9 protein-coding genes are annotated in these 12,086 nt (G+C 66.2%); 4 read left to right on the top strand and 5 right to left on the bottom strand.

What is annotated here, in order from left to right:
- The first annotated feature begins 1 nt into the window (after position 1).
- The 4 genes from narI (at position 2) to QO207_RS13750 (ending at position 4,240) form a co-directional block, all read left to right on the top strand.
- Complete coding sequence (gene narI / locus QO207_RS13765) at positions 2–688, top strand: respiratory nitrate reductase subunit gamma (protein WP_301532940.1); 687 nt, start codon at positions 2–4, stop codon at positions 686–688.
- Positions 689–791: 103 nt separating this feature from the next.
- Entirely contained in the window at positions 792–1,610 is an 819-nt protein-coding gene (locus tag QO207_RS13760; RefSeq protein WP_301532939.1) for a peptidylprolyl isomerase, read from the top strand.
- Positions 1,611–1,726: 116 nt separating this feature from the next.
- Positions 1,727–2,713 carry a GTP 3',8-cyclase MoaA gene (moaA, locus tag QO207_RS13755; protein ID WP_301532938.1) on the top strand — a complete coding sequence of 329 codons (987 nt, stop codon included), beginning with the start codon at positions 1,727–1,729 and terminating at the stop codon, positions 2,711–2,713.
- A 750-nt stretch (positions 2,714–3,463) separates the two neighbouring features.
- Positions 3,464–4,240 carry an ABC transporter substrate-binding protein gene (locus tag QO207_RS13750; protein ID WP_301532937.1) on the top strand — a complete coding sequence of 259 codons (777 nt, stop codon included), beginning with the start codon at positions 3,464–3,466 and terminating at the stop codon, positions 4,238–4,240.
- An 887-nt stretch (positions 4,241–5,127) separates the two neighbouring features.
- Here the strand turns inward: QO207_RS13750 and QO207_RS13745 are convergent.
- The 5 genes from QO207_RS13745 to rhlB form a co-directional block, all read right to left on the bottom strand.
- Positions 5,128–5,751, bottom strand: coding sequence for a transcriptional regulator (locus QO207_RS13745; protein ID WP_301532936.1), 624 nt, complete (start codon positions 5,749–5,751; stop codon positions 5,128–5,130).
- 89 nt (positions 5,752–5,840) lie between these two features.
- Positions 5,841–6,971: an FAD-binding oxidoreductase gene (locus tag QO207_RS13740; RefSeq protein ID WP_301532935.1), complete on the bottom strand. Its 1,131-nt coding sequence runs from the start codon at positions 6,969–6,971 to the stop codon at positions 5,841–5,843.
- A gap of 13 nt (positions 6,972–6,984) precedes the next feature.
- The gene (locus tag QO207_RS13735) at positions 6,985–7,932 is read right to left on the bottom strand and encodes an ornithine cyclodeaminase family protein (protein ID WP_301532934.1); all 948 of its coding nucleotides are present in this window, start codon (positions 7,930–7,932) and stop codon (positions 6,985–6,987) included.
- A gap of 211 nt (positions 7,933–8,143) precedes the next feature.
- Positions 8,144–10,102, bottom strand: coding sequence for a methyl-accepting chemotaxis protein (locus QO207_RS13730; protein ID WP_301532933.1), 1,959 nt, complete (start codon positions 10,100–10,102; stop codon positions 8,144–8,146).
- 321 nt (positions 10,103–10,423) lie between these two features.
- Complete coding sequence (gene rhlB / locus QO207_RS13725) at positions 10,424–11,992, bottom strand: ATP-dependent RNA helicase RhlB (protein WP_301532932.1); 1,569 nt, start codon at positions 11,990–11,992, stop codon at positions 10,424–10,426.
- Positions 11,993–12,086: the final 94 nt, after the last annotated feature.

The raw sequence follows: 12,086 nt of genomic DNA, 5'->3' as shown, positions 1-12,086 counted from the left end.
CATGTCCCTCGATCTTCTAGCGTTCGGGATCTATCCCTACGTCGCGCTGGCCATCTGCCTGATCGGCAGCTGGGCGCGCTTCGACCTCTCGCAATACACCTGGAAAGCCGGCTCCAGCCAGATGCTGAGCAAGAAGGGCATGCGCGTCTACAGCAACCTGTTCCACGTCGGTGTGCTGTTCATCCTCGCCGGTCACTTCGTCGGCCTGCTGACTCCGCACGCGGTCTACGAGCACCTGATCAGCACCGAGCAGAAGCAACTGCTGGCGATGGTTTCCGGCGGCTTCTTCGGCATCCTCTGCTTCATCGGCCTGACCGGCCTGATCCTGCGCCGCCTGACCAATGAGCGCGTACGCGCCACCGGCAACGCGTCGGACCTGATGATCCTGCTGGTGCTCTACGCCCAGCTGATCCTCGGCCTGTCCACCATCGTCGCCTCCACCCATCACCTGGATGGTTCGGTGATGGTCATGCTGGCCAACTGGGCGCAGTCCATCGTCACCTTCCAGCCGCTGGCTGCCGCCGAGGCCATCGCCCCGGTATCGCTGGTCTACAAGCTGCACGTGACCCTCGGCCTGACCCTGTTCGTGCTGTTCCCCTTCACCCGTCTGGTGCACATCGTCAGCGCCCCGGTGTGGTACTTCGGCCGCCGCTACCAGGTGGTCCGTACCAAACGTCGCGCAGCGTGAAGAAGCGGCGGATGACGCTGGTGCGTCGTCCGCCCCACCTGAAGCTCTTCCCCCTCTCCCTTCAGGGAGAGGGCAGGGGAGAGGGTTACCGGAGGTAAGCGAAATGAGTTGCTCCCACTACGAAGCCAAGGTCGATCACGTCGACCTGCCGAAAATCGAAGTCAACGGCGTTGCCATTGCCGAGGACGAACTGGCCCGCGAGCTGCAATACCACCCGGCCGCCAGCCACGCCGAAGCCCTGTACTCCGCCTGTCGCGCGCTGGTGGTACGCCAGCTGCTGGTGCAGCGCGCTGACGCGCTGGGCCTTGAGGCTGAAGCGGAAGAGGGCGAGGCGCTGGAAGAAGCGCGCATTCGCGCCCTGATCGACCGCGAAGTCGGCGTGCCCGAAGCCGACGAAGCCAGCTGCCGCCAATGGTACGCAGCCAACCCCACCCGCCTGACCGCGCCCTGGCGCATGAGTCTGCGCCACGTGCTGCTGGGCTGCGCACCGGACGACCTGGAAGGCCGCGCCAAGGCCCGCGAACAGGCCGAGGAACTGCTGGCTGAACTGCGTGAACACCCCGAGCGTTTCGCCGAAAAGGCGATGCGTTTCTCCGACTGCCCGTCCAGGGACGACGGCGGTGACCTGGGCTGGATCGAACCGGGGCAGACCGTCCCCGAGTTCGAGAAACGCCTGCTGCAACAGCAACCCGGCCTACTCGGCCATCCGCTGGAAAGTCGCTACGGCCTGCATGTGGTCGAGCTGATTGAGCGCGAGGGTGGCGAGCCGCTGGACTTCGCCGAAGCGCGCCCGCGCATCGCCGGCTACCTGCGCGCCCAGGTGCTGCAGCGTGCGGTCAGCCAGTACATCAGCGTGCTGGCCGGCGAAGCGCAGATCGACGGCTTCGTCTTCGACGGAGCAGAGTCGCCGCTGGTGCAGTGAACCGGTTCCGGGCCCCTCTCTCCCAATTCCTCCCCCAGCGGGGAGAGGGGCTTCGGAAACGGCCATGAATTTCGGCTTTCACCCTGGGTAGTGAAGGCCGGCCGGAGTGAAACACCATGTCCGAATGGATCGACGGCCAGGGTCGCAAGATCGACTACCTGCGCCTGTCCGTAACCGACCGCTGCGACTTCCGCTGCGTCTACTGCATGTCGGAAAACATGCGCTTCCTGCCGCGCCAGCAGGTGCTGACCCTGGAAGAGATCGAGCGGGTCGCACGCATTTTCGTCGAGCGCGGCGTGAAGAAGCTGCGTCTTACCGGCGGCGAACCGCTGGTGCGCCCCGGTATCGTCCACCTCTGCGAACGCCTTGCGGCGCTGCCCGGCCTGCGCGAACTGTGCATGACCAGCAACGGCTCGCAGCTCGGCAAGCTGGCCGGTGACCTGCACGCAGCGGGCCTGACGCGCCTGAACATCAGCCTCGACACCCTGGATGCACAACGCTTTGCCGCCATTACCCGCACCGGGCGCCTGGAACAAGTACTGCGTGGCATCGACGCCGCCCAGCAGGCCGGCTTCGAGCACATCAAGCTGAACTGCGTGGTGATGAAGGGCCGCAATGCCGACGAAGTGCCGGCACTGGTGGACTACGCCATCGCCCACGGGCTGGACATCAGCTTCATCGAGGAGATGCCGCTGGGCCAGGTCGGCCGCGAGCGTGAAGAAAGCTTCTGCTCCAGCGACGAGGTCCGCGCGCTGATCGCCGAGCACCACGAGCTGCTGGACAGCGCCGAACACAGCGGCGGCCCGGCACGCTACGTGCGCCTGGCGCAGCATCCGGGTACGCGCATCGGCTTCATCTCGCCGCATTCGCACAACTTCTGCGCCACCTGCAACCGCCTGCGCCTGACCGCCGAAGGCCGCCTGCTGCTGTGCCTGGGCCACGAGAACTCCCTGGACCTGCGCGGCCTGTTGCGCCGCCATCCGATCCACGACGAGCCGATCCTCGAAGCCCTGCGCGGCGCCCTGCAGCGCAAGCCGGCACGCCACGAATTCACCGTGGGTGACGTGCAGGTGCTGCGCTTCATGAACCTCAGCGGCGGCTGAAACCGACCTCCCTCGGCGGGCAGGATGCCTGCCGCGTGCCTTGCGTTCCTGAATAGAAAAACTCCACCCATGGAGTTCCGTGCCGACCGACTTCTGTAGGAGCGAGCTTGCTCGCGAACGCCTTCTGCCGGGGATTCCGGTGCCGTGCGATTCGCGAGCAAGCTCGCTCCTACCCCAAACCCAACCTTGGTAGCAGACATAAAAAAGCCCCGGCGACATGAGCGTATCGCGGGGCTCTGGGCATCAGCCAAAAATAACCATGGAAGCTCTGGTGAATCATGCGAAAGCGTCGGTCCGAATCCTCCTCGGATTGCTGTGGAACGCCTCCAGACTACGGTTGCAGCGCAGTCCTCTACATCCCTCCGAAGGAGTAGCAGCCCGGCCGCAAAGGAGAGTGCGCCGCCCTGCCGCAGTACACCTCGCACACCGTAGGGCGCATAAAGCGGAACGCTTTATCCGCCGTCCCGGCCTCCATGGCCAAGGCCGGCGGATAACGCCTGGGGCGTTATGCGCCCTACGGTCGCGGCCGCAGCGCGGGCGATTGACGTTGTGTACTTTTTAGTCCAGATTGGATTTTATGTTTACGCGCGCCTGCGCGTGAACGCATCAGAAGAAGAAATCGTTCGCCTGGGTGAGGGCAAGGCAATGCCGCTGCGAGCTTGTGCATCGCGCCCCTGGACGAAGCTGCCACTGCCGATACCCATTGCCATGGCCGGTGCCAGTCCGGCGACCACACAACGGAGTTCATCGATGAATCGCAAAGCCCTGCTGGGCGGCCTGATGCTGGCCGCCTTCGCCACCTTCTCCCATGCCGACGACAAGCCGCTGCGCATCGGCATCGAGGCGGCCTACCCGCCCTTCGCCTACAAGACCCCGGAAGGCGGCATCGCCGGCTTCGACTACGACATCGGCAACGCGCTGTGCGAAGAGATGAAGCGCAAGTGCCAGTGGGTCGAGCAGGAATACGACGGCCTGATCCCGTCGCTGAAGGTGCGCAAGATCGACGCCGCGCTGTCCTCCATCACCATCACCGAAGAGCGCAAGCACTCGGTGGACTTCACCCACAAGTACTACTTCACCCCGGGCCGCCTGGTGATGAAGGAAGGCTCGCAGCTGGACGAGCAGTTCAGCCAGCTCAAGGGCAAGAACATCGGCGTGCAGCGCGGCTCCACCGCCGACCGTTTCGCCACCGAGATACTGGGCAAGGCCGGCGCCAACGTGGTGCGCTACACCAGCCAGGACGAGATCTACCTGGACCTGCTGGCGGGGCGCCTGGACGGCACCTTCGCCGACTCCATCCCGCTGGAGATCGGCTTCCTGGAAACCCCGCGCGGCAAGGGCTTCGCCTTTATCGGGCCGGAGTTCAAGGACCCGAAATACTTCGGCGAGGGCGCCGGTATTGCGGTGCGCAAGGGCAGTACCGAGCTGGTCGGCCAGCTCAACGCCGCCATCGACGCACTGCGCGCCAATGGCAAGTACAAGGAAATCGAAGGCAAGTACTTCAAGAGCGATATCTACGGGGACTGATCTTTCCGTCTCGCTGTTGCAAAGGCCGCCTTCGGGCGGCCTTCTGCTTTGCGCCTGCGCGAGCTTGCTCGCGAACCGCTTGGCACGGGATTTCCCCGTAGGAGCGGACCTTGTCCGCGAAATCTTCCGCGGCCAACTCCTTGCTTACCAGGACATTCTGCAATACGACGCCCCTTGTAGGGGCGGACCATGTCCGTGATTTTCCTGCTTCCGGTTGGGTGTTCCAGCGTTGCTTCGGTTTGTGCACGGACTCTGTGTTTCGCCCCCTCGGGCGAGTCCCTTTTGGCAAACGCCCCAAAAGGAACCAAAAGGTCTTGCCCCGGACATCCGGTTTTTCGCTTAGGCGAAAAATTCCCTCGTTGAATCGAAGTTTCAGGGGCACGCCGCGAAGGGCCATCCCTGGCCCATCGCGGCTCTCGCGACATCCATGTCGCTCAACCCCCGAAACTCCGCTTCAACGAGGCCTCCTGAACGGGGCGTTCGGAGTGCGCGGACATTTCTCTGGAACCCTTTCAGAGCAGGAGCCAGAGCGGCGCATGAGCTTTTCGTAGGAGCGAGCTTGCTCGCGAACCATCCCCGCGCCGACGTACCCGCTTTCCGTAGGAGCGGACCTTGTCCGCGAATCCACCCACCTGCACGGCGGAAATAGGAAAACCTCGCCGTAGGATGGCGTGGAGCGAAGCGATACCCATCGATCCTGACGCGCCGGCCCCAAGGGATTGCAAGCATTCGCCGGTGACGGCGGCAGTGTGCAGTTCGCGAGCAAGCTCGCTCCTACGGTGTCGGCGCCAACCTGCGGTGGGCCATGGGAGGGGCGCGTTCCGCCGCGGGGGATTTCGCGGACAAGGTCCGCTCCTACAGGTGGAGGCAGGCGAGGGAGGAAGGAATCAGACCTCCTCCTTCAACTCCTTCAGGTGCTTGTACACCGTCGCCCGGCCCATGTTCAGCACGTTGGCCACATAGTTGGCCGCGCTCTTGCCCTTGAACGCGCCCTCGGCATGCAGGGCCAGGACTAGTTCGCGCTTGTGGTCGCGGCTGAGGGTGGAGAGGCTCAGTTGGCGTTGCTGCAGCCAGCCATGCAGGAAGGTGTTGATGCGCTCCTGCCAGTCATCGCGGAACAGCGCGTCCGGCTGCGGGATGATCTTGCTGGAGGAGAGGAACAGGTCGAGTGCCGCCTTGGCGGTCTCGAACAGGGTGATGTTGAGGTTGATGCACAGCACCGCCAGCGGCTCGCCCTTGGCGTCGCGCAGGACGGTGCTGATGGAGCGGATCTTCTGGCCGTCCCAGTTGAGCTTCTCGTAGGGGCCGATGTTGCGTTCGTCGTGACCGCCTTCGAGCATGTCTTCCAGCGCCGAGTCGTCGCCGATCTCGCGCTTGGAGATGTTGTTCGCCAGGTAGGCCACGCGCTGGTTGCGCAGGTCGTGGATGACCACTTCGGCATGGGGGAAGAACAGCGCGGCGATGGCGTCGGCAATGGCCTTGTAGTTGTCCAGCGGATCAGCGGCGGTCATGGGCAAGGCTTCCGGTGCGGTGAGACGGGCGGTGGAGCGGGCGCTGGCGAGTGTGCCGCAAGCGCCCGCGGGCTGTCACGGGCGGCGGCTCACTCGGCCAGCAGGCGTGCCGGGGAGAGCATTTCTGCGCTCAGGCCATGGTGCGTCAGGTGCTCGGGCAGGGCCTCGTGGCGGATCAGCGCAGCGCTGGCCTCGCCCATCGCCGCCGAGGTCTGGATGCCGTAGCCGCCTTGCCCGGCAACCCAGTACAGGCCGGGGGTGGCCGGGTCGTAGCCGGAGACCAGGTCGCCATCGGCGAAGAACGAGCGCAGGCCGGCCCAGGTGTGGCTGGGGCGGCGGATGCTGAGGGTGGTGTGTTCCTCGATCTGGTAGATGCCCAGGGCGATGTCCAGCTCTTCGGGCTGCACGTCGTGGGGCTCCACCGGGTCGGCGTTGGCCGGCGAGCCGAGCAGCATGCCGGCGTCGGGCTTGAAGTAGAAGGATTCGTCCAGGCTCACCAGCACCGGCCAGGCATGGCTGTCGACACCTTCCGGGGGGCTGAACAGGAACGCCGCGCGACGCTTGGGCGTGAGGCCCAGGGGAGCCGCGCCGGCCAGTTCGGCGACCTTGTCGGACCAGCTGCCAGCGGCGTTGACCAGCACCGGCGCACGGTAGGCCTGCTGCGCACAGCGCACTTCCCAGGCGCCGTCGATGTAATTGATCTCCAGGGCTTCGCTGTCCAGTTGCACGCTACCGCCGTTGCGGCGGATACCGCGCAGATAGCCCTGCAGCAGGCCGTCGGTGTCGATGTCGGCGGCGCTGGGGTCGAGCATTGCGCCATGGACTTTCTCGCGGCGCAGCACCGGGACGATGGCGCAGGCTTCGTCGGCATCGAGCAGGCGCATCTCCGGCACGCTGTCACGGGCGCTGGCGAACTGGCGCTGCAGTTCTTCCGGGTTGCCTTCGAAGTCCACGGTCATCTCCCCGCGCGGGGTGAGGATCGGGTGTTCGGCGAAGCCCTCGGGCGGGCTGTCGAAGAAGGCGCGGCTGGCGGCGGTCAGGGCGCGCACCTGCGGCGTGCCATAGGCGACGGTGTACAGCGCTGCCGAGCGGCCGGTGGAGTGATAGCCGGCGTGGGACTCGCGCTCCAGCACGGCAACCTTGCCGTGGCGAGAGAGGAAGTAGCCGGTGGAGGCGCCGGCAATGCCGCCGCCGATGATGAGGAAGTCGACTTCGATCATGTGGGTCTCCGGCTCAGGCGTTCTTCAGCTGCAGATGGTAGAGCGCATTGGCCAGAGCGACGTCTTCCAGGCCCAGGCCGATGGAGCGGAAGAAGGCGTGGCGCTGGTAGTCCGGCTTGGCGGCCTGGCCGCTGACCAGTTCCGGCAGGTCGCCTCGGATGGCGCCATCCCAGCCGTGCTCGTCGCGGGCCAGGCGCATCTCGCCGGCGGACGCCGGGGTGGTGGCGCGGTAGTCACAGTACACGTGCATCTGTGCCAGCGACTGCGGTGGCACTTCGTGGGCGCGGGCGACGTTGGTGCTGATGGAGGTGATCAGAGCCGGTTTGCTCAGGATCGCCGGGTCGAGCACCGGAGTGCCGGAGGAGGTGCACAGCAGTACCACGTCGGCGTCGGCCACGGCGGCTTCGACACTGGTGGCCGGTTCGGCGCGGGCATCGATGGCGCCGAACTGGGCCAGCACGCCAGCGCTGAGGTTCGGCGAGTAGACGCGGATGCTCTGCCAGTCACGCAGGCCGGCTGCGTAGCGCAGGTGCGCGCGGGCCACCGGGCCGCTGCCGACAATGGCCAGGCGCTTGGCGTCCGGGCGGGCCAGCTCCTGCACCGCCAGGGCAGTGGTGGCGGCGGTGCGCGCGGTGGTCAGGCTGCCGGCGTCGCACAGCAGCAGCGGCTGGCCGCTGTCCATGGACATCAGCAGGCTCCACGCGGTGACCAGCGACTTGGGCTGGCGCACGATGTACGGCGAGGTCTTCACGCCGTAGACCTGCTGCGAGGCCAGCACGCCCAGGTAGTTGATGAAGTCGCCGCCGCCGTTGGGGAATTCCACCAGCTGCTGCGCGGGCTGCACGGCGCTGCCGGCGGCCAGCTCGACGAACATGCCGCGCATCGCCTGGAGCACGTCGACCTGTTCCAGCAGGCGTTCGGCGTCAGCCTGGTTGAGGGTGAAAGGCGTGGCGGCGGACATGGCGAGACTCCAGGTATGGATTTATTTTTCCATTCTGGACTCTGCTGTCTTTGTCGGCAAGGGCGGGTGGTCGGGTGGGGCTCCTCGTAGGAGCGGACCCTGTCCGCGATCACCGCGATAGCGGTGCATTGGCTTGAATGCCGGCCTGGCGGCCGGATCGCGGAGAAGCTCCGCTCCTACAAAAGCGTTCAGCCCCGCAGTGGGGCTGAGGTCAGAGCTTGAACTGCGCCACCAGCTCTTCCTGGCTGCCGGCCACGCGACGCAGGTGTTCGCCGCAGTCGCGGGTGTGCGCGGCGGTCTTGCGGTTCTCCACGGTCATGTCGCTCAGGCGGTGCATGTGCTGGTTCACCTCCTGGGTGGTGGCGGCCTGCTCCTCGGCAGCGGCGGCGATCTGGAAGGCCATGGCGTGGACGCCCTGCAGGGACTCGTCGAGGGCGCCGAGCGCTTGCAGCACGGCCTGGGTGTCGTGCTCCAGGGTGTGCGCCTGCTCGCTCGCGCCGCTCATGCTCGACTGCGCCTGCACGGAGGAATCGCCCAGGCTGCCGACGATGGCGACGATCTCGTCGGTGGCGCTGCGGGTGCGCTGGGCGAGGCTGCGTACTTCATCGGCGACCACGGCGAAGCCGCGGCCCGCCTCACCGGCGCGGGCGGCTTCGATGGCGGCGTTGAGGGCGAGCAGGTTGGTCTGCTCGGCGATGGAGCGGATCACGTCCAGCACCGAGCCGATCTGCTGGCTCTCGCCGGCCAGGGTCTGCACCACGCCGTCGGCCTGGCGCAGGCCGACCAGCAACTGGTCCTGGCGGCCGATCATGTGCTGCAGGGTGCCCTGCATGGCGGTGAAGGCTTGCCGCGCGGCGGCGCTGCCATCGGCACTGCGGCTGGCGCTGCCGGCGATCTCCTGCACGGTGGCGGCCATCTGGTCGACGGCGCTCACCACCATCTCCAGCGCTTCCTGCTGCTGGTCGAGGTGGTTGCTGGTGCGCCCGGCGGCATCGAGGATGTCGCCGCTGGCGTCGCCCACGGCCTCGCTGGCCTGGCGCAGGCGCTCGACCACCTGGCGCCAGGCCGTGGTCATCTCGCGCAGGGCCTGCATCAGGCCGCTGCTGGCGCTGGCGTCATCGCTCAGGCGCAGCTCGCCGCTGGCCAGGCGCTGGGCCAGTGCGGCCATGCTCGCCGGCTCGCCGCCCAGCGGGCGCATCACGCTGCGGCTGACCAGCCAGGTTCCGGCTGCGACGCCCAGCAGGGTGAGTACGCCGAGCACGAGGATCTGCCACATCAGCTTGCGCACCGGGGCGAAGGCCTGGGCCTGGTCCATCTCGGCTACCAGTGCCCAGTGCAGGCCGTCGAGGTTCAGCGGGACGAAGGATTTCAGCGCCGTCTCGTTGCTCAGGCCGGGCTCGGCGAGGCGGCCATGTTCGCCGGCCAGGGCTTTCTCGATGGCCTGGCCGGGCAGGGCGACCGGCGCTTCCTTGTCGCGGCGCACGTGGTGCTCGGTGAAGCGCGCGGAATCCGAGCGCAGGCTGCCGTCGCCGCCCACCAGGTAGGTTTCCCCGGCTTCGCCCAGGCCCTGGCGGTTCTGCATCACTTCGTTGATCGCGGTTAGCGGCAGTTCCAGCACCAGCAGCAGTTGCAGCTTGCCGTTGTCCTTGATCGGCGCGGCCAGCCACTGCACCGGCTGCGGATCGTCGAGGGCGGTTTCCAGATCGCTGATGCTCGGCTTGCCGCTGCTCAGCGCGCCGTGGATGAACTTGCCGAACGGCGTGTCGCGCCATTTCGGTGCGTCCATGCTCTGCTGGTAGTCGACGCCGCGGCCGAGGCTGAAGACCACGGTGCCGTCGCCGGCGACCAGGCGCAGCTCGCGGTAGCCGAAAGTCTTGATGAAGTTCTCGAACACCGGCCGGTCGTAGTTGGCGGTGGTGACCAGGGACTCGCTGTCCAGCCCGGCGTAGTTGCTGCCCAGGTTGGTGGCGAGGCTGCTGAGCTGGTCGTTGCGAGATTTCCAGGCATCCATCAGCTGCCGCTGCTTGATGCTGGCGACCGCCTCCAGGGCGTTCAGGCTTTGTTCTTCGAGGGCCCGGCTGGCCTGCAGGTAGACCACGATGGCCATCACCAGCACAGGAATCAGGCCGACCGAGAGGAAACTCAGAGCAAGTTTGGCGCGCAAGGGCATGGGAGGATTCCGACGAGTTCTTGGAATTGTTCTCGCGTGCTTTGCAAGAAGCGTGCGAATTTTTTTACGTCTGTAAATAAAACTGAGCGGGAAGGTGCCGGGGCGGGGCTGGTTTCCCTTGGGAGATGGCGCGGTGCCATTGTTTGCGGGGGAACGCCGTACGGTCGTCCCAGCGGGTCCGGCGGGAATAACGCGGGGCTCTAGGGCGGGGATGAACGCTGATGCGGGAGAAAGCGAAGGGCGGGCGTCACCGGACGTAACGCTGGCGGAAACAAAAAAGGCGAAGCTGGGTGGCTTCGCCTTTTTCACTGTTGCGCAGTATCAGTGCTTGCGCGGGACCGGTTTGAGCAATTCGGTCGGCGGCATTTCGCAGTTGATCTTGCGGCCCAGCAGTTCCTCGATCGGCGGCAGGGCGAAGGCATCGTCCTCGCCGGCGAAGCTGATGGAGGTACCGGTGCTGCCGGCACGGCCGGTACGGCCGATGCGGTGCACGTAGTCGTCCGGGTCTTCCGGCAGGGTGAAGTTGATCACGTGGCTGATGCCGTCGACGTGGATGCCACGGCCGGCAACGTCGGTGGCGACCAGGACGCGGATCTTGCCTTCACGGAAGCCTTCCAGGACCTTGATGCGCTTGTGCTGCGGAACGTCACCGGACATCTGGGCGGCGCTGATGCCGTCCTTGGTCAGACGTTCCTCGATGCGCCGCACTTCGTCCTTGCGGTTGGCGAAGACCATCACGCGGGTCCAGTCGTTCTGGGCGATCAGGTTGTACAGCAGCTTGTACTTGTCGCTGCCGGCAACGGCATAGACGTGCTGCTCGACGGTATCGCTGGCGACGTTTTCCGGCTCGATCTCGACGATGGCGGGGTCGACGGTCCACTGCTTGGCCAGGTTCATCACGTCGTCGGTGAAGGTGGCGGAGAACAGCAGGGTCTGGCGCTCGCCCTTGTACGGGGTCTGGCGGATGATCTGGCGGACCTGGGGAATGAAGCCCATGTCGAGCATGCGGTCGGCTTCGTCCAGCACCATCACCTCGACCATGTCCAGGTGCACCTCGCCGCGCTGGTTGAAGTCCAGCAGGCGGCCGGGGGTGGCGACCAGGATGTCGCAGAAGCGCGATTCCAGGGTGCGCAGCTGCTTGTCGAAGTCCATGCCGCCGACGAAGCTCATGACGTTCAGGCCGGTGTACTTGGCCAGGCCGATGGCGTCGTTGGCGATCTGCACCACCAGCTCGCGGGTCGGCGCGATGATCAGCGCACGCGGCTCGCCCATGTAGCGCTCTTTCGGCGGCGGGGTCTGCAGCAGCTGGGTGATGATCGAGATGAGGAACGCGGCGGTCTTGCCGGTGCCGGTCTGGGCGCGGCCGATGGCGTCCTGGCCGCGCAGGGTGAAGCCCAGAACCTGCGCCTGGATCGGCGTGCAGTAGGGGAAGCCCAGGTCATGGATGGCATGCATCAGACGCGGGTCGAGCTTGAAGTCGTGGAAGCGGGTCTTGCCTTCGGCAGGCTCCACTACGAAGTCTTCCAGCTTCCAGTTGTCCACCACCGGCGGGCGCGGCTTGCGCTCGCGGCGCGGTTTCGGCTCGCGGGGCTTGTCGGCGCCTTCGGCCTTGGCCTGCTCCTGCTTGGGAGCATGCTCGCGTTTCTCGCCGCGTTCGCCCTTGTCGGAACGCTCGGCGCGGGGTTTGTCACTCTTCGGACCGCGGGCCGGCTTCTCGGCGCCGTCGGTGGTCGCGGCTGCATCGCGGGGTGGGCGCGGATTACGCGGTTTGCGAGGACGCTTTTCGCCGCTCGGGGCGGGCTCGGAGGCAGCGGGTGCGGGGGCTGCCGGCGTGGTGACGGGCTGCTCGCCATCACCCTTGCTGAAGATTTTCTTGAGTGCTTTGAGCACGTTGGTCTCGTACTGGTTAAGGAATGAACGGCCGCCAGTGTAATGCAAGATGCCCGCAGGGCGAAGTGCCACGGGCATTCTGCCTATTGACTTG

It is taken from the genome of Pseudomonas sp. CAN1 (assembly GCF_030462585.1).
Classification (GTDB): domain Bacteria; phylum Pseudomonadota; class Gammaproteobacteria; order Pseudomonadales; family Pseudomonadaceae; genus Pseudomonas.
This window is presented reverse-complemented; position numbering and strand designations above follow the sequence as displayed.